The organism is Kitasatospora sp. NPDC008050, from assembly GCF_042957465.1.
Classification (GTDB): domain Bacteria; phylum Actinomycetota; class Actinomycetes; order Streptomycetales; family Streptomycetaceae; genus Kitasatospora.
Genome location: NZ_JBIBIJ010000005.1, coordinates 486,909 through 507,162, shown reverse-complemented (window position 1 = coordinate 507,162; position 20,254 = coordinate 486,909). Strand labels below are relative to the sequence as shown.

16 protein-coding genes are annotated in these 20,254 nt (G+C 74.2%); 11 read left to right on the top strand and 5 right to left on the bottom strand.

What is annotated here, in order from left to right:
* Positions 1-63: 63 nt before the first annotated feature.
* Entirely contained in the window at positions 64-792 is a 729-nt protein-coding gene (locus ACFZB9_RS13780) for a response regulator (protein WP_391446777.1), read from the top strand.
* A gap of 123 nt (positions 793-915) precedes the next feature.
* Here the strand turns inward: ACFZB9_RS13780 and tatA are convergent, their stop codons facing one another.
* Entirely contained in the window at positions 916-1,185 is a 270-nt protein-coding gene (gene tatA / locus ACFZB9_RS13775) for a Sec-independent protein translocase subunit TatA (RefSeq protein ID WP_391446697.1), read from the bottom strand.
* Positions 1,186-1,592: 407 nt separating this feature from the next.
* Here tatA and ACFZB9_RS13770 point away from each other — a divergent pair, with 407 nt between their 5' ends.
* Together ACFZB9_RS13770 and ACFZB9_RS13765 are read left to right on the top strand one after the other, a co-directional pair.
* Positions 1,593-2,189, top strand: coding sequence for a TetR/AcrR family transcriptional regulator (locus tag ACFZB9_RS13770; RefSeq protein WP_391446695.1), 597 nt, complete (start codon positions 1,593-1,595; stop codon positions 2,187-2,189).
* Between the two features lie 58 nt (positions 2,190-2,247).
* Positions 2,248-2,526 (top strand): hypothetical protein, encoded by a 279-nt coding sequence (locus ACFZB9_RS13765; protein WP_391446693.1) that lies wholly within the window; start codon positions 2,248-2,250, stop codon positions 2,524-2,526.
* Between the two features lie 40 nt (positions 2,527-2,566).
* Here the strand turns inward: ACFZB9_RS13765 and ACFZB9_RS13760 are convergent, their stop codons facing one another.
* Both ACFZB9_RS13760 and ACFZB9_RS13755 read right to left on the bottom strand, forming a co-directional pair.
* Positions 2,567-4,288, bottom strand: a complete 1,722-nt coding sequence (locus ACFZB9_RS13760) for a class I adenylate-forming enzyme family protein (RefSeq protein ID WP_391446691.1) — start codon at positions 4,286-4,288, stop codon at positions 2,567-2,569.
* Positions 4,289-4,382: 94 nt separating this feature from the next.
* Entirely contained in the window at positions 4,383-5,540 is a 1,158-nt protein-coding gene (locus tag ACFZB9_RS13755; protein ID WP_391446689.1) for an acyl-CoA dehydrogenase family protein, read from the bottom strand.
* 315 nt (positions 5,541-5,855) lie between these two features.
* Between ACFZB9_RS13755 and ACFZB9_RS13750 the strand changes: the two genes are divergently transcribed.
* Positions 5,856-7,163 carry a TetR/AcrR family transcriptional regulator gene (locus tag ACFZB9_RS13750; protein ID WP_391446687.1) on the top strand — a complete coding sequence of 436 codons (1,308 nt, stop codon included), beginning with the start codon at positions 5,856-5,858 and terminating at the stop codon, positions 7,161-7,163.
* Between the two features lie 7 nt (positions 7,164-7,170).
* On the opposite strand, the gene ACFZB9_RS13745 is transcribed toward ACFZB9_RS13750, so the two are convergent.
* Positions 7,171-7,488 carry a hypothetical protein gene (locus ACFZB9_RS13745; RefSeq protein WP_391446685.1) on the bottom strand — a complete coding sequence of 106 codons (318 nt, stop codon included), beginning with the start codon at positions 7,486-7,488 and terminating at the stop codon, positions 7,171-7,173.
* Positions 7,489-7,782: 294 nt separating this feature from the next.
* Here ACFZB9_RS13745 and ACFZB9_RS13740 point away from each other — a divergent pair, with 294 nt between their 5' ends.
* From ACFZB9_RS13740 to ACFZB9_RS13715, 6 genes are all read left to right on the top strand, one after another.
* On the top strand, positions 7,783-9,765 hold the full coding sequence (locus tag ACFZB9_RS13740; protein WP_391446683.1) for an ATP-binding protein: 1,983 nt from the start codon (positions 7,783-7,785) through the stop codon (positions 9,763-9,765).
* Positions 9,765-12,158, top strand: coding sequence for a hypothetical protein (locus ACFZB9_RS13735; protein WP_391446681.1), 2,394 nt, complete (start codon positions 9,765-9,767; stop codon positions 12,156-12,158). Before ACFZB9_RS13740 ends, ACFZB9_RS13735 begins: the two co-directional genes overlap by 1 nt.
* 163 nt (positions 12,159-12,321) lie before the next feature.
* Entirely contained in the window at positions 12,322-13,032 is a 711-nt protein-coding gene (locus ACFZB9_RS13730) for a DedA family protein (protein WP_391446679.1), read from the top strand.
* Between the two features lie 350 nt (positions 13,033-13,382).
* Entirely contained in the window at positions 13,383-15,137 is a 1,755-nt protein-coding gene (locus tag ACFZB9_RS13725) for a threonine/serine exporter ThrE family protein (protein ID WP_391446677.1), read from the top strand.
* Positions 15,138-15,247: 110 nt separating this feature from the next.
* The gene (locus ACFZB9_RS13720; protein ID WP_391446675.1) at positions 15,248-16,198 is read left to right on the top strand and encodes a hypothetical protein; all 951 of its coding nucleotides are present in this window, start codon (positions 15,248-15,250) and stop codon (positions 16,196-16,198) included.
* Positions 16,199-16,383: 185 nt separating this feature from the next.
* Positions 16,384-17,745, top strand: a complete 1,362-nt coding sequence (locus tag ACFZB9_RS13715; protein ID WP_391446775.1) for a C40 family peptidase — start codon at positions 16,384-16,386, stop codon at positions 17,743-17,745.
* Between the two features lie 21 nt (positions 17,746-17,766).
* On the opposite strand, the gene ACFZB9_RS13710 is transcribed toward ACFZB9_RS13715, so the two are convergent.
* A complete protein-coding gene (locus ACFZB9_RS13710) occupies positions 17,767-18,705 on the bottom strand; it encodes a LysR family transcriptional regulator (RefSeq protein WP_391446673.1) in 939 nt (312 codons plus the stop codon).
* Positions 18,706-18,798: 93 nt separating this feature from the next.
* Between ACFZB9_RS13710 and ACFZB9_RS13705 the strand changes: the two genes are divergently transcribed.
* Complete coding sequence (locus tag ACFZB9_RS13705) at positions 18,799-20,175, top strand: MFS transporter (RefSeq protein WP_391446671.1); 1,377 nt, start codon at positions 18,799-18,801, stop codon at positions 20,173-20,175.
* Positions 20,176-20,254 lie beyond the last annotated feature (79 nt).

Here is a 20,254-nt window from a genome sequence, read left to right as displayed (position 1 = left end):
GCCCCGTTCCCGCACCCTCTGCCCAGCCCCGTCCAGCCCGACCCCAGCACCGAGGAGCCCGAGATGATCCGCCTGGTGATCGCCGACGACCAGCGCGTCACCCGCGAGGGCCTGGCCCTGCTGATCGGCCTGAACGAGGGCATGGAGGTGGTCGCGCTGGCCGCCAACGGCGAGGAGGCGGTCGCGGCCGTCCTGGAGCACCGGCCGGACGTGGTCCTGATGGACCTCTCGATGCCGGTGCTGGACGGCATCGCCGCCACCGCCGCGCTGGCCGAACAGCTGCCCGGCACGCCCGTCCTGGTGCTCACCACCTACGCCGACGACGCCTCGATCTTCCCCGCGCTGCGGGCCGGCGCCAAGGGCTATCTGACCAAGGACGCCGGCTCGGACCGGATCGAGGAGGGCATCCGGGCCGTGCACGCCGGGCAGACCTTCATGGATCCGGTGGTCCAGCAGCGCCTGGTCGCTGCCGCCATCGGCGGCGCCCCGTCGCTGCCTGTCGCTGATGCCGCCTCAGCGCCCGGCCGGCCCGCCGCCCCGGCCGCCCCCACCGCCCCGGCCGCCCTGGCCGCCGCGACTCAGGACGACGGGCTCACCGAGCGCGAGCGCGAGGTGCTGGTGCTGATCGCGGCCGGCCTGTCCAACCGGGAGATCGCCGAGCGGCTCTACCTCGGCCAGGCGACGGTCAAGACCCACGTCAACCGCATCTTCGCCAAGACCGGCGCGCGGGATCGGGCGCAGGCCGTCCGCTACGCCTACCGGGCCGGGCTGGTCCGCAGCGACGGCGCCTGACCGGACGCCGTCGGGCAGGCAGGCCCGGCAAGATCCAGCAGGCACCGGCCGCACGTCGAAGCCCCTGACACGCCGTCGTCAAACGGCCTGTCAGGGGCTTCGGAAGTTCGCGCGCTACACAGCTCAGGCGGTGGTGTTGGTGCTGGTGGTCTCGTCAGCCTTGGTGACGTTGACCGGCGCCACCGCGGGGCGCGGCTGCTCGGTGGAGTTCGCCGTGGTGTTGTCACCGCCGGGCGTGTCCTCCTCGCGCATCGCCTTGGTCTCGGCCTTCAGGATGCGCATCGACTTGCCCAGGCCGCGAGCCATCTCCGGCAGCTTCTTCGAGCCGAACAGCAGGATGACTACAGCCAGCACCACGAGGAGGTGCCAGGGCTCCAGACCGTTGCGGAACATCCCTGACCACCGGTCCCTTCGGTTTTCTCGCTGTGACAGAGCCGGGCGGGGTCGCTCGGCCCTTGCCAGTATGCCTGGCCTCGCGGCGGAACGTATACACCGCTCGGGAAACGGTGGTCAAAGAGGCGGTGACGCCAGCATGTTCGAAGCCCGTCCCCGCCGTGTGGTCCGGACCACACGGGGGAGGCAGGGGGGAGACCGGGCTGCCAGGTGCAGGCCGTCGGTGAAGGCCGACTGGCGGGCCGTCAGCAGCTCGTGCGCCGAGTGGGCCGGCGAGGCCGTTGGTTTGCGGTCGTGGGAAGGGCGGGTGCGAGCGTGTCAGACATGTGGCTAGTACATATGTGCAAGACGAATGTTCGAGACGGATGACCAAGACAGATGTCTGAGAGCGCAGTACCATGCGGACCATGGGAAACCGGGAGGAACTGCTGGCCGGCGCCAAGCGCTGCCTGTCCGAGAAGGGCTACGGCCGCACCACCGCGCGGGACATCGCGGCGGCCTCCGGCGTGAGCCTGGCCGCGATCGGCTACCACTTCGGCTCCAAGGACGCGCTGCTCAACATCGTGCTGATCGAGGCCATGGGCGACTGGGGCGAGACGCTGGGCGCGGCGCCGGCCGAGACGGCCGGGCTGGAGCTGACTCCCGAGGAGCGCTTCGTGGCCAGCTGGGACCGGGTGCTCGGTACCTTCGCGGAGAGCCGCGGCCTGTGGAAGGCGCAGTTCGAGGCGATCGCGCAGGTCGACCACCTGCCGGAGATCGCCAAGGCGCTGGGCGAGGCCCAGGGGGACGCCCGGCTCGGGCTCTCCGCGCTCTTCCAGGGCAAGGCCGAGGTGCCGGACACCGAGGAGGAGCACAGCCGCGGCGCCTTCCTGCAGGCGCTGCTGGCCGGGGTCGCGGTGCAGTGGCTCATCGCGCCGGACCGGGTGCCGACCGGGCAGGACCTGTACCGCGGGCTCCAAGTACTCGCGGGCAGCGTGCTCGCGCCGTCCGCGCCCGCCGTCTGACGCTCGGTCGGACCCGTTCGGCGTGCGGGGGGTGGCAGGCGCCCCGAGGGTGGGTCGTATGGCGACCTTTCAGAAGATCAACAGTGCGTTTCCGGTCAACCGGCGGCTGCTCGGCGCAGGCCTGCTGCTCGGCGGCATCGGTGCGGCGGCCGGGCTGCTGGGGACGGCGCTGGTCGGGGTGGCGCTGGCCACCGCCGGGCGCAGCTGGGTCCAGCAGTTCGAGACCTCGCCCGGCGAGCGGGCGGCCCGGGCCCTGCAGCAGGCCAGGGCGGCCTCGCAGGCGGGCCTGGACGCCTGGCGCACGGCCTCGGTGCCGGACGGGGCGCAGCTGAACTGACCGGCCGGGGCCTCTGAGCGAGGAGCAGGGCTTGCGGGTCCTACTCCTCGCTCAGTTCTGCCCGCAGCTCGCCCTTGACGAGCTTGCCGGTCGCGTTGCGCGGCAGCGGCTCGTGCCGGAAGACCAGCTGCGCCGGCACCTTGAACGCCGCCAGCCGGGCCCCGACGTGCCGCCGCAGCTCCTCGGCGGCCGCGCTCGCGCCCGGGTGCAGCCGGACCACCGCGGCCACCTCCTCGCCGAGGGCCGGGTGCGGCAGGCCGAGCACCGCCGCCTCCGCGACCGCCGGGTGGTCCAGCAGCACCCCTTCGACCTCGCCGCAGTACACGTTCTCGCCGCCGCGGATCACCATGTCCTTGAGCCGGTCGACCACGTAGAGCTCGCCGTCGCGCCGGTACGCCAGGTCGCCGGTGCGGAACCAGTCGCCGCTGAAGGCGGCCGCGGTGGCCTCGGGGCGGCGCCAGTAGCCACGGAACACCGACTGCCCGCGCAGCCACAGCTCGCCCACCTCGCCGTCCGGCAGCCCGGCGCCGTCCGGGCCGGCGATCCGCACCCGCACCGCGGGGGCGGGCAGCCCGATGCTCTCGGGGCACTCCAGGTAGCGGGCGCCGACGTTGGCGATCACGCCGCCGCAGACCTCGGTGAGGCCGTAGCCGTTGCGGGCCTCGACCCGCCCGTCGAACTGCCGGTGGATCCGCCGGGCCAGCGCGGGCGGCGCCGGGGCCCCACCGGTGCTGAGCCCGGCCAGGCTGTCCAGCGCGAGCCCGCGGCGGTCGGCGGCGTCCAGCAGGTCCAGCGCGGTGGTCGGGACCCCGCTGTAGCCGGTGGCCCGGTGCCCGGCGATCAGCTCCAGCGCGGACTCGGCGTCCCACTTGCGCATCAGCACGGCGGTGCCGCCGGCGGCCATCAGCGGGAAGAGCGTGCTGAAGGCGGCCACGTGGAAGAACGGGTAGGTCAGCAGCACGGTCTGGGGCGGGAGCTTGGTGAGGTCGCGCCCGGCGGCCAGGTGGGCGCCGGCCACGAAGAACCGCGGGTGCAGGACGGCGCCGCACCAGGCGGACTGGGTGGCGACCACGCCCTTGGGGCGGCCGGTGGTGCCGGAGGTGTACATGATGGTGGCGTCGTCCTCGGCCGAGATCGCCACCCCGGGGGCCGTCACGCCGTCCGCCGGGGGCGGCAGTTCCTCGAACCGCTCGACCCGGGGCGCGTCCATCGCCCCCGTCGTTGCCCCCGCGGGCACTCCCACGGTCAACAGCCACGGCCGCGGGCCGCTCGCGCCGCGCGTCGTCAGCCACCCCGCGATCCGCTCGGCCCGTTCCGGGTCGGCCACCACCAGGGCGGGCTCGCAGTCGTCCAGCGCGTAGGCCAGCTCCTCGGCCGTCCACCAGGCGTTCAGCGGCACGGCGATCAGGCCGGCCAACTGCGTGGCCCAGAAGGCGATCTGCCACTCGGGCAGGTTGCGCATCGCGATCGCCACCCGGTCGCCGGGGCGCAGCCCGTACCGTTCCAGGCAGCGGTGGGCGAGGGCGGCGGCGGCCGCGTAGTGCTCGGCGTAGCCGCAGGCGCGCCCGTCCAGCACCAGGAAGGGGCGCTCGCCGTGGATCCGGGTGCTCTCCAGGAAGTCGCGCAGCACCGCCGGCCCGCCCGCGTAACGCGGCCCGTGCGGGGTCTCGACGGCGGCGAACGGGGCGCCGGGGGCCGAGAGCGCCGCCCGCACCTGGGCCATGGCGGCGAGCGAGCTGCTGGGCTGGGCGGGCGTGGTCATGGGCGTCCTTGGAAACGGCCGGCGGGCCTCCCACCATAAGGGGGAGGCCCGCCGGCCGATCCTGCCCGTCGGGCCGGTGTTTACCGGCCCGACGTCACAGGCCCAGCGACTTGGCGATGATGGTCTTCATGACCTCGCTGGTGCCGCCGTAGATCCGGAAAACCCGGTTGTCGGTGTAGAGGCGCGCGATCGGGTACTCCAGGATGTAGCCGTAGCCGCCGTGCAGCTGCAGGCACTTGTCGATCACCTCGGAGGCCGCCTCGGTGCAGAACAGCTTCGCCTCGGCGGCGTCCGCCACCGTCAACTCGCCGTTCTGGTACAGCTCCAGGGCCTGGTCCACGAACACCTGCATCGCGGTGACCTGGGTCTTGCAGTCGGCCAGCACGAACTTGGTGTTCTGGAACTCCGCCACCGCCTGGCCGAAGACCTTGCGGTCCTTGACGTACTGCAGCGCGAAGTTGACCGCCGCGGCGGCCGCGGCGTAGCCGCCGACCGCGATCGCCAGGCGCTCCTGCACCAGGTTGTGGGTCAGGTAGGAGAACGCCTTGCCCTCCTCGCCGAGCAGGTCGGCGACCGGCACCTTGACGTCGCTGAAGGCCAGCTCGGCGGTGTCGGAGGTGCGCAGGCCGATCTTGTGCAGCTTGCGGCCCACCGAGTAGCCCTCGGAGGTGGTGTCCACGCAGAGGATCGACAGGCCGGCCCGGCGGTTGGCCGGGTCGTACGGGCTGGTGCGGGCGACCACGAGCACCAGGTCGGCCAGCGCGCCGCCGGTGATGAAGGTCTTCGCGCCGTTGAGGACGTAGTGGGTGCCGTCCTCGGAGAGCTTGGCGGTGGTGGTGATGCCCGCGAGGTCGGAGCCGGCGCCCGGCTCGGTCATCGCGATCGCGGTCATGATCTCGCCGGAGACGAAGCCGGGCAGCCAGCGCTGCTTCTGCTCCTCGTTGGCGTACTCCAGCAGGTAGGGCAGCACCAGGCCGGTGTGCACGCCCGAGGAGCCGAAGCTCACACCCGCGCGGGCCACCTCCTCGGTGATCACCGCCTGGTACTTGAAGCCGGTCTCGCCCGCGCCGCCGAACTCCTCCGGCACCTCGATGCCGAAGACGCCCAGGTCACCGAGCTTGTTGTAGAAGGAGCGCGGCGGGTGGCCCTCGGCCTCCCAGCTCTCGTAGACCGGGACGACCTCCTTGGCGATGAAGTCCCGGATGGTGCTCCGGAACGCCTCGTGGTCCTCGTTGTACACAGTGCGGCGCACGACGGCGCTCCCTTCGCACGGGTGGCTCGCGGGACCGGCCTGCACGGCGGGCCTCGCGATCGATGGGGGCGGCTCCGGCGGCCCCGGTGTGGGGGATCCGGGGCCGGCGGGGCCACAACCCAGCGCTCTCGGGTGCCAGGTTGATCGATCGATAAGTTAATCGCCAGTAGCTTTCCTGTCCAGAGTCGGCGCGCCCCGGACTGCCATGCTTATTCCCGTTGTGGTGGTGGACCTATCAGGTCCTTATGTGAATCATTGCTAGCCGGGCGCGGCCAGGAGCGGCGGCGCCGGTGAGGCGAGGTCGAAGGAGGGCGGATGGGACGGGACGAGACCGGGCCGGGCCGCCGTCCGCGCGGGCGGCGCACGCAGATCCTCGCGGTGGCCGCCGAGCAGTTCCACCGGCGCGGCTACCACCAGGTGGCGATGGCCGAGGTGGCCGCCGCCGTCGGGATCACCGCGCCCGCGCTCTACCGGCACTACCGGGGCAAGCCCGAGCTGCTGCGCCAGTCCGTGTGCGGTGGACTCGCGGAGCTCGCGGCCGCGCTGGCGAAGCTGCCGGAGGGACCGACGGAAGGGCCGCCGGACGGGCTGCCGCAGGGGCCGGCGCAGGGGGCGGCGGCCGACGGGCCGGCCGCGCTGGCCGCCGCGCTGGCCCAGGTGGCGCTGGACCAGCGCACCCTGGCCACCCTGTGGCAGCGCGACGCCCGGCTGCTGCCGCCCGCCCAACGGGCCGAGCTGCGCCGCTCGTTGCGCTCCTGCGTCGATGCGGCAGGTCGGCGGCTGACCGCCGCACGCCCGGAACTCGACCGGGGCCGGGCCGAGTTGCTGGTCTGGTCGGCGCTCTCGGCGGCCGGCAGCCTGTCGTACCACACCTTCGCGCCGCCGCGCCGGCGCTTCGAGCGGCTGCTGACCGACCTGCTGCTCGGCCTGCTCACCGCCTCACCCGGCTCGCCCCACCCGGTGCCGCCGGGCCGCCCGCCCGAGAGCGGCCCGCCCGGCCGCCGCGAGGAGCTGCTGGCCGCGGCGGTGCGGCTGTTCGACGAGCGCGGCTTCGACAACGTCAGCACCGACCGGCTGGGCGCCGCGGTCGGTATCGCGGGGCCGAGCCTCTACAAGCACTTCCCGGCCAAGACCGACCTGCTGGCCGCGGCGCTGGTGCGCTGCCGCGAGCGGCTCGGGCACGAGGTGGTGGCGGTGCTGCTGGCCGCGGGCGAACCGGCGCAGCGGCTGGCCGAGGGGCTGCGCGCCTACACCGCCTTCGCCCGCCGGCACCGCCACTACCTGGGCGCGATGGTGAGCGAGACCGAGCGGCTGGCCGCACCGGACCGCAAGGCGGCGCTGGATTTCCGCCGGGACTTCCTGCGGATCTGGGTGGAGCTGCTGCGCCAGGTCCACCCCGGCTACGACAAGGCCGAGGCCCGGATCCGGGTGCACGCGATGTTCGCCCTGGTCAACGACGGGGTGCGAAACAGCTCGTCTGCCACGGGTGCCGAACTCGCGCCGCGGCTGGACGAGTTGGCCTGTGTGGTGCTGGGTCTGCGGGTGGGCGGCGAGGAGTCCCGAACGCCCGCGAGGGTGGGCCCGCAGCCGGGCCCACCCCTCAGTCAGCAGCTGACGAACTGACGCCAGGTCAGCCGGCGGCAGGCGCGTAGTGCACCGCGTGCAGGAAGTTGACGTTGCCCTGCTCGGCGCCGACCACACCGGAGTTGCCGGCCACCGCGTTGGTGTTGTTCTGGTTGCTGCCGCCGGAGCCGGTGGCGGTCTGCTGCGAGGAGTTGCCGTTGCCGGTCACGCTGCCGAGCACGTTGCCGGAGCCCCAGTTGCTCACGACGCTGCTGTTGGAGCCGTTGTCGGAGGCGGCGCCGTTGTCGGCCTGCGCACTGCCGATGCCGAGGAGGAGGAAGGCGCCGAGAGCGGTGGCGGCGGTGATGGCACGGGTACGGGACACGATGGTCTCCCTAGGAGTACGGGTACTGCTGCGAGTTGGCGTCTTCGGGGTGGCCGCCCCGGTGCGCCGGTTGACTGACGTCGCCTGATCAGGATCACGCCGTACTCCGGTCGGACGCCAGTGAATCGGGGGCGATTCGCTCAATGGGGTCATCTGGGGCGCAATTCGACCGAAACAGGTTTGATCGCCGCTAAAGCTGGCAGTGAAGGCGGCACGGGGGCGGCTGTCGCAGGCCCGTTCGGCCACCGGGAAACCGGTGGTCGCATGATTGTCAGACTGGCAGACTGGGGCCTCATGTCTGAAGGTCAGGAGAACCTGCGCACCACCGAGGTCGATCTCGGTGGCCTGGTGAGCGTCCTCGCCACCCATCTCTACTCCACGCCCCTGGTCGCGCTGCGCGAGCTGGTGCAGAACGCGCACGACTCGCACACCCGCCGCCGCCTGGAGGACCCGCAGGGCGCGGCCGGTCACCGGCCGCTGATCCGGGTGCGGGCCGATGCCGCCACCCGGACCCTGGCGATCGAGGACACCGGTGCCGGCCTGACCGAACCGGAGATCCACGCCTACCTGGCCACCGTCGGCACCGGCTACACCCGGCTGCTGCGCGAGGTCACCGGCAACGAGGAGCTGATCGGCGCCTTCGGGCTCGGCTTCCTCTCCGCCTTCTCGGTGGCCGAGGAGGTCACCGTCACCACCACCTCGCACCGAGAACCGGCCCTCGGCCACCGCTACCGCAGCCGCGGCGGCGAGCAGTACAGCGTCGAACCGGTCCCCGCCCGGCCGCGGCCGGGCACGGTGGTCGAGCTGAGCCTCAAACCCGAGCACGCGCACCTGGCCGACGAGGGCGCGCTGCGCGAGGTGCTGGGCCGCTACTGCGTGCTGCTGAGCGTCCCGGTGCACGTCGGCGACGACGAGCAGCCGGTCAACGGCATCCAGGTGCCCTGGCGCGAACAGGTCCCGCCGATCCCGCCGGGCCGCCTGCACGCGGCCCGGATGGAGTTCGCCACCGCCTTCGGGCGCCGGTTCGAGCCGCTGACGGCCTTCCCCTTCGAGTCGGCCCAGGGCGCCACCGAGGCGATCGGCCTGCTCTGGGTGCAGGACGGCGCCACCTACGGCAGCAGCGACAACCGCGACCTGGCCGTCTACCTGCGCGGCATGCTGCTCGCCGACGACGCCCGCGACCTGCTGCCCAGCTGGGCCGGGTTCATCGGCGGCGTGGTCGAGTCCAACCGCCTGACCCCCACCGCCAGTCGCGAGGACCTGCAGCGCGACGAGCACTACCGGGCGCTCCAGCAGGCGCTGACCGACGCGATCGTCAACGGCCTGTACGAGACGGCCCGGCTGCACCCGGCCGCCTGGCGCCGGATCCTGGCCCGGCACGGGCAGGACCTGCTCGGTGCCGCGCTCTGCGACGAGCGCCTGTTCACGCTGCTCGCCGACGACGTCCCGGTGCCCACCTCGCAGGGCGACCTGACCGCCGGCGCGCTGCGCGCGGCGGGGCAGGGCGCGGTGCACGTCGCGCTCGGTTCCGGCGGCGGCTTCGAGGAGATGCTCTACCGGGCGATGCGGGTGCCGATCGCGCGCGGCGACCGGTACGCCGTCCTGCCGTTCCTGCGCCGCTACGCGCAGCTGCGCGACTGCCGGATCGTGGAGCTGGGTAGCGCGGACGGCAACCGCGAGCTGTTCCGCGACCCCGAACAGCCGCTGACCGCCGATGAGTTGGGCTGGCTTTCGGCCGCACTGGCCGACCGGGGCGAGCAGTTGGTGCCGGCCAGGTTCGAACCGCCGGGCCTGCCCCTGGTGCTGGTGCCCGACCGGGAGGCGGAGCTGAAGGCGCGGATCGAGGACGACCAGGCGGACGCCCGGATCCCCTCGGCGGCGCTGCGCCTGGCGCGGGCCTTCACCGCCCGCACCGACGGCGCGGTGCGGGCCAGGCTCTATCTGAACACCGCCTCGCCCGCCGTCCAGGACCTGCTGCGGGCCTACCGGGCCGGCCACACCGGCAGCACCACGGCGGCGGCCCTGCTCCGCTCGATCAAGGTGATCATGGCGGCGACGGGTGCCACCGGCTCGGCCGGCGGCGACCTGGGGGCGGCGCTGGCCGGGGTGGGCACGGCGGTGGCCGCGCTGACCGCGCCCCCGGCGGAGGGGCTGTCGGCGGGGCTCGACAGACTCCTCGACGACGGCGCACGGGACGACGGCGCACGGGACGACGGCGCACGGGACGACGGTTCGCCGGACAGCGGGTCGCACAACGAGTTGGGGGAGGGTGCCTGATGACCACCGATGTCTGGGGCTGGGTCCACGACACCCACGAGCAGCTGGTCGAGGCCGGCCAGCACCGGCTGGCCACCGCGCTGGTCGAGATCGCCGGGTACGCGGTCGACGGGCGCAACGAGCAGCTGGACGCGATGTACCCGGAGGCGCTCGCCTCGGCCCGCGCGCTCGGCCTGCCCTGGGTGGAGGTCTTCCTGCGGCACTGGCGGCTGCAGAACCTGCTGAACAAGCGGCACCAGGGCGAACAGGCGATGACCGAGGCGGTCTCGCTGCTGGAGTTCGCGCACCGGGAGGAGACCGCGAGCTGCCCGCAGTCGGTCTGTGCCGTGCAGGACTTCACCATCTGCCACGCCAACATCGACGGCCCCGGCTACGTCCCCGAGCGGCTCGCCGTGCTGGAGGAGGTGCTGGAGCGGGTCGAGCCGGCCCGCGCCTGCTTCGACTGCCTCTCGCGCGAGTACGCCGACACCCTGGAGGACGACGGCCGGGCCGAGGCCGCGCTCGCCCACCTGGACCGGGCGCAGACCCGGATCCAGGCGGCCGGCGAGCGCGTCTCGCTCTCCTTCGGCCAGGCCAGGGCCGGCGCGCTGCACAAGCTCGGCCGCTACCCGGAGGCGCTCGCGGCGCTCGACGCCGCCGTGCAGGCCCACACCGCCGCCCGCCAGGTGCTGGACGAGGACGACCACCGCAAGCTCGGCGTGATCCGGGCCCGCGCGCTGGCCGCGCTCGGCCGCCACGAGGAGGCGCTGGCGCAGCTGCCGCCGGTGGCGCAGGCCGAGGGCTACGCCGACATCCGGCACCGCTGGGCCGAGGCGGTCGAGCAACTGGTGGCCGCCGACCGGTACCCGAACGACGCCGGCCTCGGCGTCCGGCTCGCCCACTGGGTCTCCTATCTGGACGCGGCCGGCTCGCACCGCCCGTGCCTGGACCTGGCGCTGATCGCCGGACGGCTCGCGGTCGGCCGCGGGGCGCGCGAGGTCGCGCTGGCGCTGGCGGCCACCGGCGAGCGCAAGCTCGCCCTGCTGCGCCGCACCGACACGGTGGCCGGGCCGCTCGCCGAGCTGCGCGCGGCCGCCGCCGCCCTGCCGGTGCCCGCGCTGCCGGTGGCCCCGGCCGAACTGCCGCGCCTGCTGGGCGAGCGCTCCGCGGCGCAGGCCGCCGAGGCGTCCGTGGAGGCGGACCTCGATCTGCTGGCCGCGGCCTGGGCCGCGCTCGACGGCGAGCCGGCCGCTGCCGCGCAGCCCGCTGCCGCCACCGACCTGCTGCTCCACCTGGCCGGTCTGCTCGCCTCGCTGGGGCACGAGCAGTCCTCCGCCGCCCTGCTCTGGGCCCGGCTGGAGCGCGACCCGGGCCATCAGGACCTGATCGGCATGCTCACCTCGGTGCTGATCGAGGCCCGCGACGACGCCGGCCTTCGCCGGCTGGCCGACCGGCTGGCGCTCGCGCAGCCGTCCGACGCGCACTGGATCCGGGCCCGCTGGGCGGCGGCCGAGAGCCGCTGGGCCGAGGCGCTGGAGAGCTGCGAGGCGCTGCTGGCGCTGGAGCCGGACCGGATCAACCCGCGCCGGCTGGCCGGCGCCGCGGCCACCGAACTGGGTGAGCACGACCGCGCCCAGCGGCTCTACCAGGACCTGCTGGTGCACGCCCTGCCGGTCGAGGGCACCGCACCCGAGCAGCAGTACCGCACCGTCCAGCCCGCCGACCTCTGGCACCTGATCACCGCCGCCACCGCCAACCGGGACTGGGCGGCGGTGCGCGAGGCCGGCGCCCGGCTCGGCATCGAGTTCGACGAGCCCGAGGGCCCGGTCGAGGAGGAGTGGCAGCTGGTCACCATCCGGGCCCGGCGCGCCAACGGGGCGACCACCGACCTGCCGGCCGTGCGGACCGGGCCGGCCACCGCGCGGATCCTGCCGGTGCTGGGCGAGGACATCCCGCTCAACCACCACGACGTGGTGGTCTTCGCGCCCGCCCTGCTGGAGCCCGCTCCGGCCGAGGACGCGAGCGAGGAGGAGCAGGCCCGCTGGCGGCCGACCTTCGAGCTGCTCACGCTGCTCGACCCGGCCGGCTACACCAGCTACTTCCTGGACGGCGCCTGGCCCGGTCCGGATGCCTGGGGCGTGCTGCGCGAGGCGCTGCACGAGGCCGGGTACGGGTTGTGGGCGTACAGCGGGGAGCAGTACGCGATCACCGATCCGGCCGACGAGGAGGCCGAGCTGCCCGGCATCTACGCCGCCCTCGGTGTGCCGCCGACCGCCGCGGCCGCCGAGGCGGACGCGCTGCTCACCCGGCTGACCGCGCCCTGGGCGCACCCGCTCAGCTGGCTGGAGCTGGCCAAGGCGGCCGGCGCGGACCCGGTCCGCCATGAGGAGATCGTCAGCCGCTACGGCCTGTGATCCCGGCGGTGGCCGCACCGGCGCCGGCCGGTGCGGCCACCCTTTTGTCCTCGTTCTTTGCCAATGCTTTACCCTGTGATGGCCGACGCATTGGCAGTCCGGTTGGCCGTCCCCGCGCCCGGACCGCTGACGTGAGCCCCCGAGACCACCCGGAGCGCCCCACGTGAACAGCCTCGCCCTCGGGCCGGCCTGGCTCGATCCGACCCATCTCATCTCGACCTTCGGGCCGCTCGGCATCGTGCTGGTGGTCTTCGCCGAGTCCGGCCTGCTGATCGGCTTCTTCCTGCCCGGGGACTCGCTGCTCTTCACCACCGGCCTGCTGGTCGCGCACGGGCAGTACCTGAGTCAGCCGCTCTGGCTGGTCTGCCTGCTGGTGGTCACCGCGGCGGTGGCCGGCGACCAGATCGGCTACCTGTTCGGACGGCGGGTCGGCCCCACGCTCTTCAACCGCCCCGAGTCACGGCTCTTCAAGCGGGAGAACGTCAGCAAGGCCGGCGCCTTCTTCGAGCGGCACGGGCCCAAGGCGATCGTGCTGGCCAGGTTCGTGCCGATCGTGCGCACCTTCACCCCGATCGTGGCCGGGGTCGGGCGGATGAACTACCGCGTCTTCGCGCTCTACAACCTGATCGGCGGCCTGCTCTGGGGCGGCGGGGTCACGGTGCTCGGCTACTACCTGGGCCGGATCGCCTTCGTGCGCGAACACATCGAACTGATCCTGGTCGGCGTCGTGCTGGTCTCGGTGCTGCCGGTCGCCGTGGAGATCCTGCGGGCCCGCCGACGCCCCGGGCGCCGCGACGGCGAGGCCGGAGCGCCCGGTGCGGCCCTCGCCGACCGCCCGCTGACCGGCAGCGGTGGACGTCACCGCGCCCGCTGAGCCGCTGACCTGCGGACCGCGTGCTGTGCCCGGCAGCCGGCTCGACGTATCGTCTGCTTGTTCGGAACCTTCCCGACCTGTCTGGGCGACTTGTACACATGCGTCCTGACCCGGCATCGGGCAAGGTGGAGGCGAAGATCACGGACGGTGGCGGTGCCACCCCGGGGCGGTGAGGAGCGGCAGTGCCTAAGCGGGGCCGACCGGGCGGCAGCAGGAGCGCCCGCGGCGGGAAGAGCGCGAACCGGGGCGGGAACGGCGGCGACCGGGCGAGCGGCAGGCGCGAGGGCCGGGCCGAGGCCGCGCCGCAGCCCGTCCCGCCCGCCCCCGGCCCCCGGCCGGGAGGCGCCCCCATGGCACCGCCCACCGAGGGCCTGCTGGCCAACCCCGCCCCGCCCGCCGACCAGGTGCAGCTGATCCCGCTGGCGCCGCTGCCGCAGGAGACCGAGGGGCTGCTCGGGCCCGTCGCCGAGACCCCCGCGCCCGAGCGTGCGGCGGCGCAGGACGCGGCATCCGAGGAGACCGCCGAGTCGGAGTACCCCGACGAGTTCGCCGCCTTCGCCGAGCTGGGCGGCGGCTCCGAGGACACGCTCACCCCCGAGGTCTGGCGCGCCGTCGGCTACAACCCGCCCAGCGGCACCATCCCGACGCTGCGTCAGGGCGCCCCCGGCATCGCGCCCTGGCCGGACCGGATGCGCACGCTGCTGCGCACCCCGATGTCCGAGCGGCCCGCCTACGAGCGCACCCCGCGCGAGGCCAAGTCCGAGGCCACCGCCCGCAACGTGCCGCGGATCCTCGACCTGACCCTGCGCATCGGCGAGCTGCTGCTGGCCAGCGGCGAGAGCGCGGAGGACGTCGAGGCCGCGATGCTCGGCGTCAGCCACGCCTACCGGCTGGACCGCTGCGAACCGCAGGTGACTTTCACCCTGATCTCCATCTCCTACCAGCCCTCGCTGGTCGAGGCCCCGGTCACCGCGGCCCGGGTGGTGCGGCGGCGCACCTCCGACTACACCCGGCTGGCCTCGGTGTACCGGCTGGTCGCGGACATCACGGCCGAGAAGATCACGGTCAACGACGCCTACCGGCGCCTGGCCGTGATCCGCCGCAACCGGCACCCCTACCCCACCTGGCTGCTCACGCTCACCGCCGGCCTGCTGGCCGGTGCGGCCACCTTCCTGGTCGGCGGCCGGATCGACGCCAAGGCCTGGCTGGTCTTCCTCAACGCCGTGGTCGCCGCGATCATCGGCGACCGGCTGGCCATCATGGTGGCCCGCCGCGGCCTGCCGGAGTTCTACCAGTTCGTGCTGGCCGCGATGCCCGCCGCGGTCTGCGGCATCATCCTGTCGCTCAACAGCTCCTCGCTGCGCGGCTCGGTGGTGATCACCGGTGGCCTGTTCGCCCTGCTGCCCGGGCGCGCCCTGGTGGCCGCCGTCCAGGACGGCCTGACCGGCTTCTACATCACCGCGGCGGCCCGGCTGCTGGAAGTCGTCTACCTGGTCGCGGGCATCGTGATCGGCGTGATGCTGGTGCTCTACGCCGGGGTCAGCTACGACGCGCAGCTGCGGCCTTCCGAGTCGCTCAGCGGCATCTACAACCCGCCGATCCAGCTGGTCGCGGCGATGCTGCTCACCCTCTTCTTCGCGATGCTGCTGCAGACCAGCCGGCGCACCCTGGCCCTGGTCACCTTCAACAGCGGCATCGGCTGGACCGTCTACGGGGTGCTCGCCTACAACGCGCAGATCTCGCCGATCGTCGCCACCGGCATAGCCGCCGGCCTGGTCGGCCTCTTCGGCCAGCTGATGGCCCGCTTCCGGTACGCCTCCGCGCTGCCCTACGTCACCGCGGCGCTCGGCCCGCTGATGCCCGGATCCGCGCTCTACCTCGGCATGCTCTCCTTCGCCCAGGGCCACCCGTCCGCGGGGCTGGTCTCGATCAGCCGGGCGGCCGCCATCGCGATGGCGCTGGCGATCGGGGTGAACCTGGGCGGCGAGGTGGCCCGGCTGTTCATGAAGGTGCCGGGGGTCGGCACGCTCGCGGGCGCCGAGGGCCGGCTGGTGCCGTACCTGACCGGACCACGACGGGCGGCGAAACGTACCCGCGGCTTCTGACCGGGCGTTAGCAGGGTCACCGCACGTCTACCGAAGCAAGCGCCGTCGTACCGAAGCAAGCGCCGTCGTACCGAAGCAAGTGCCAAGGAAGCCCCGAGGACGTACCGCCCATGCAGATCGCCGGCCTGGTGGTGGGATACCGCGAGCACATCGTCGCCGCCCACAAGCAGCCGCTCTTCCTGCTGCTGGTCGGCTTCATCAGCTCCTTCCTGCTGATCCGGGTCAGCGTCCGGATGATCCGGGCCAAGGTCCGCTGGTGGCCGGGGAACATCACGCCCGGCGGGCTGCACATCCACCACATGGTCTTCGGCGTCGGCTGCCTGCTGGTGGCCGGCATCGGAGTGTTCGCCACCAACGGCGGGCACCCGTGGATCGACTGGTTCGGGCTGCTCTTCGGGATCGGCTGCGGTCTGGTGCTGGACGAGTTCGCGCTGATCCTGCACCTGGAGGACGTCTACTGGAGCGCGCAGGGCCGCAAGTCGGTGGACGCGGTGATCCTCGGCATCCTGCTGACCGCGCTGCTGCTGACCGGCTCCGTGCCGCTCAGCGTGGTGCCCGGGCAGAGCGGCTCGGACGGCTCCGGGCGGTGGGGACTGGTCGCGGTGATCTCGGTCAACGCCCTGATGTCGGTCATCGCCCTGTTCAAGGGCAAGCTGTGGACCGGGCTGCTCGGCATCATGGTGCCCGGCCTGTCCTGGATCGGCGCGATCCGGCTGGCCCGCCCCGCCAGCCCGTGGGCGCGCTGGCGCTATCCCGAGCGGCCCCGGCGCCAGGCCCGCGCCTGGCGCCGCGAGCGCGTGCTGCACGCCCGCGCGGAGCGGGCCAAGACCTGGTTCTTCGACCTGATCGCCGGCGCCCCGGACAAGGTCCCCGCCCACCACACCGCCACCCACCGGATGGCGGAGGCGATGGCGGCCCGAGCCGCCGCACACCTGGAGGCCACCCGAGCGGCCCGGCCGGCCGAGCCCCCCGAGCGCGGCGCCGACCAGCGCCGGCGCACGGTGCAGGCGGGCCGCGCCCGGTCCCACCTCGGCCGGGGACCGCGCCGCCGCACGCCCTGATCCGGTGCCTCCCGCCCCGGGCGTCGGCTGATCCGACGTCAGGTGAGGGGTTGTCAGGTCCGCTCACCCGCTCGGCGGCACGGAGCTGGCGGGGAGCATCGGGGGGATTTGAGAATATTACGTCGGGTGACTGAATTGTCACGTGATGGGATATTCGCTGATCGTCGAATGGTGAGGGCTCCTTGGTGGCGCGCAGATTCCTGACCGTCCTGCTGCTGACCCTGACCGCCCTCGCCGGCCCGCTCGCGCCACCGGAGCTCACCACCGCGACCGCCGCCGCACCCGTACGTGCGGTGGCCGACGAGGCACCGGCACCCGACGGTGTGCCCTACCCGTCCACCGGGTCGATCGCGGACGCCAAGGCCGAGTCCGACCGCCGGGCCGCCGCCGCCACGGCGATCGAGGACCGGCTGACCGGGGCCAAGGCCGAACTGGAGCAGGCCGGCCGGGAGGCCGAGCAGGCGGTCGAGGCCTACGACGGCGCCCAGGTCAAGCTCGCCAGGGCCCGCGGCGAAGCCGGCGCGGCCACCACGCGGGCGGCGGCCGCCGAGGCGGCCAGGATCGATGCCGCCGAGAGCGCGGCGAGCCTGGCCGCCGCCAGCTACCGGCTCGGCGCCAGTCCCGAACTCACCGCGGTCAACGCCCTGCTGGGCGCCGGGGGCCCGCGCGCGGCCGGCGAGCAGGCCGTCGTGGTCGGCGCCGCGGGCCGCAGCAGCCGGCAGATCCTGGACGCCGCCACCGGCACCGCCAAGGCTGCCGCCGAGGCCGCGCGCGCCGCGCAGCACGCCACCGGCGAGGCGCAGCAGGCCGCCGAGGCCGTCCAGGCGGCCAAGGGCCGGGCGCAGGAGCGGCTGACGGCCCAGCAGCAGCTGGTCACCCAGCTCGACCAGCAGCGCGAGCAGCTGCTGGTCGAGCTGGCCGCCGCCCGCGACACCACGGTGGAGCTCGAACGCCGGCGCCAGGACGCGCTGGACGCGATCGCCGCCCAGCAGGCCGAGGCGGCCGCCAAGGCCGAGGCCGCGGCCGCTGCGCAGGCGCAGGCGCAGGCTCAGGCCGAGGCTCAGGCTCAGGCCCAGCAGTCCGCGCCGCGGCCGGCCCCCGCCGCCCCGAGCGCCGATCCCGGCGCCGCTGCCGCGCCCGGCGGTGCGTCGGGCGGCGCCGCCGACGGCGCGCCCTGGAGCGGGTCCGGTGCGCAGGCCGCGCTCGACTTCGCCCGCAGCAAGATCGGCCTGCCCTACATCTGGGGCGGCGAGGGCCCGGCGGGCTACGACTGCTCGGGGCTGACCATGCTCGCCTGGCAGCAGGGCGGCAAGCGGCTGACCCACTTCGCCGCCGACCAGTACAGCGAGTCGACGCCGGTGAGCTACGGCCAGCTGCGCCCCGGCGACCTGGTCTTCTGGACCCACACCGGCCGCGCCGCCGACATCTACCACGTCGCCATCTACCTCGGCGACGACCAGATCATCGAGGCCCCCCGCACCGGCGTCCCGATCAAGCAGGCCAGCCTCTGGATCATGGGCAGGCCCGACTTCTACGCCCGCCCCTGAGGCCCCTGGTCGCAGGCGCTCTCAGCAGGCCCGCGCACAGTGCGGGTCCTGCGCGCGGCGAGGGTCCTGCGGGAGGGGGTCGGCGCGGCGGGCCAGGTCGAGCAGGGCGTGCAGCGGCCGTTCGGCCAGGCCCAGGCGGGGGTGCCACTGGGCCACGATGCTGACGGGACGGATCGGTTCGGCCAGCCGCAGTGCCACCAGCTCGCCGGCCGCCAGCTCCCGCGCGACCGACAGCTCGGGCAGCAGCGTGACGCCGCGCCCGTGACCGGCCAGCCGGAGCAGGGCGGCGAGCGAGCCGGTGATCATCGTCTGTTGGATGCCGGCGAGCAGGTCCCGGCCGAAGCGGTCCACCAGCATCTGCGAGGTGCAGCTCGGCTCGACGACCATGAACTCCTGGCCGAGCAGCTGATCGGGCGTCACCGACTCCTGCCGGGCCAGTGGGTGGCGGGGGGAGGCGACCAGCAGGGTGCGGTCGTGGCCGACCACCGCGTGCGGCCCCAGCGCCCGCATCCCGTTGTCGTACTGGAAGACCAGGTCCAACTCGCCCGCGCCGAAGGACTGGTCGAGCTGACTGCGGCGGCCGACGGTCAGCTCGACCAGGGCGGCTGCGCCCGGGCCGGCCGAGCCGTACTCGTAGGCCGCCAGCACGTCCGGCATCCACGCGTGGGCCAGTGACTCCTGGGCGCCGATCCGCAGCCGGGGCCGGTCGCCGAGCGCGGCGCGGCGCATCCGCTCGGCCAGCTCCAGTGCCTCGCGCGCGTGCGGCAGCAGTCGCTGCCCGGCCTCGGTGAGGGTGGCGCCGGTCCCCGCGCGCAGCAGCACGGTCACGCCCAGGTCCGCCTCCAGACGTTTGAGCTGGGCGCTGACACTCGACTGGGCGTACCCCAACTCCTTGGCGGCGGCGGAGATCCCGCCGTGGTCGGCGACGGCGACGAAGGCGCGCAGGTAGCGAGTGTCCACGGCGTCAGCATGCCATGATCCATCGGATGGTCCGATGGGGTTATCGATATTGCGGCGTCGCCGGGCCGTGGGCCGCGGGGAGACCCTGCTGCCATGACCACCCAGACTGTCGTCGGCACCGCCGTCCGCCCACCTGACACCGGCTCACCAGCCCGCTCGCGCCTGGCCTTCGCCGGCATCGCCATCGGCAACCTGCTCGTCCTGCTCGACACCTCGGTCCTCAACGTCGCCGTGCCCGACGTGCAGCGCTCGCTGCACCCGTCCGCCGCCGCGCTGCCCTGGGCGGTGGACGCCTACACCGTCGTCTTCGCCGGACTGCTGCTCACCGCCGGTGTGTTCGCCGACCGCTGGGGTGCCCGCCGGGTCTACGTCGGCGCGCTCGCCGCCTTCGCCGCGCTGTCCGCGCTCTGCGCCGCCGCGCCCGGCGTCGGACTGCTGATCGCCGGGCGGGCACTGCTCGGTGCGGCCGGCGCGGGGCTGGTGCCGGCCTCGCTCGCGCTGCTCATCGCGCTCAACCCCGACCCCATCCGCCGCACCCGCGCGATCGGCGCCTGGGCCGCGGTGAGCGGACTGGGCGCCGCCATCGGCCCGGTGCTGGGCGGCGGACTGGTCGAACTCGGCGGCTGGCGGCTGGTGTTCCTGATCAACCCGCCGATCGCGCTGGCCGCCGTGGCCCTCGCCCGCCGGCTGCCGACCGTCCCCGCCCGGGCCACCCGGGCGCTGGACCGCCCCGGGCTGCTGCTGTCCACCGGCTCGCTCGGCGCGCTCACCTTCGGCCTGGTGGAGGCCGGCATCCAGGGCTGGGGCGCACCGCAGGCCTGGGGACCGATCGCCCTCGCGCTGCTCGGCCTCGCCGCCCTGGCCGTGGTGGAACGCCGGGTCGCCGCCCCGCTGCTGCCGCCCGCGCTGCTCGCGCTGCCCCGGGTGCGATCCGCGCTGCTGGCCGCCGCGGTCTCCTGCTTCGCCTTCTTCGGTGGGATGTACCTGATCGACGTCTGGCTCCAGCACGGCCAGGGGCGCTCGCCGCTCGGGGCGGGGCTGGCCTCGCTGCCGCTGACCTTCCCGGTCTGCGTGATGCCGTTCTTCACCGGCCGTCTGGTGGCCAGGTACGGCGCTCGCCCGGTGCTGCTGACCGGGATGGCCGCCGCCGCGCTGGCCGGTGTGCTGCTGGCCTGCTGCGGCGGGCAGCACGTCCCGTTCCCGCTGCTCGTGGCGGCCGAACTCGCGCTCGCCGTGGCGGGGACCCTCTCGATCCCCGGCGCCGCCGCGGAGATGGCCGTCGCCGCGCCGCCGGAGCTCGCGGCCACCGGCCAGGGGGCGCTCAACGGAATCCGGCAGTCGGGCTCGGCACTCGGCGTCGCGGTGCTCGGCACCCTGGGCACGCTGCCGGGCGCCGGGTACGTGCTGACCGTCCTCGGAGGGCTGGCGGTGCTGCTCATCGCGGTCACCACCGCCCCGTCGCGGCGCTGAGCGGTGCTGAGCGGCGCTGAGCGGTGCTCAACGGTGCTCAACGGTGCTGAGCGGCGGTGCCGTCGGCTGCCGGAAAACC

Excerpts from the sequence above, each read along its gene's own strand:
- ACFZB9_RS13735 (WP_391446681.1), top strand. The coding sequence starts at position 9,765 with ATGACCACCGATGTCTGGGGCTGGGTCCACGACACCCACGAGCAGCTG.
- ACFZB9_RS13750 (WP_391446687.1), top strand. The coding sequence starts at position 5,856 with ATGGGACGGGACGAGACCGGGCCGGGCCGCCGTCCGCGCGGGCGGCGC.
- ACFZB9_RS13760 (WP_391446691.1), bottom strand. The coding sequence starts at position 4,288 with ATGACCACGCCCGCCCAGCCCAGCAGCTCGCTCGCCGCCATGGCCCAG.
- tatA (WP_391446697.1), bottom strand. The coding sequence starts at position 1,185 with ATGTTCCGCAACGGTCTGGAGCCCTGGCACCTCCTCGTGGTGCTGGCT.
- ACFZB9_RS13770 (WP_391446695.1), top strand. The coding sequence starts at position 1,593 with ATGGGAAACCGGGAGGAACTGCTGGCCGGCGCCAAGCGCTGCCTGTCC.
- ACFZB9_RS13780 (WP_391446777.1), top strand. The coding sequence starts at position 64 with ATGATCCGCCTGGTGATCGCCGACGACCAGCGCGTCACCCGCGAGGGC.
- ACFZB9_RS13740 (WP_391446683.1), top strand. The coding sequence starts at position 7,783 with ATGTCTGAAGGTCAGGAGAACCTGCGCACCACCGAGGTCGATCTCGGT.
- ACFZB9_RS13705 (WP_391446671.1), top strand. The coding sequence starts at position 18,799 with ATGACCACCCAGACTGTCGTCGGCACCGCCGTCCGCCCACCTGACACC.
- ACFZB9_RS13720 (WP_391446675.1), top strand. The coding sequence starts at position 15,248 with ATGCAGATCGCCGGCCTGGTGGTGGGATACCGCGAGCACATCGTCGCC.
- ACFZB9_RS13765 (WP_391446693.1), top strand. The coding sequence starts at position 2,248 with ATGGCGACCTTTCAGAAGATCAACAGTGCGTTTCCGGTCAACCGGCGG.
- ACFZB9_RS13725 (WP_391446677.1), top strand. The coding sequence starts at position 13,383 with ATGGCACCGCCCACCGAGGGCCTGCTGGCCAACCCCGCCCCGCCCGCC.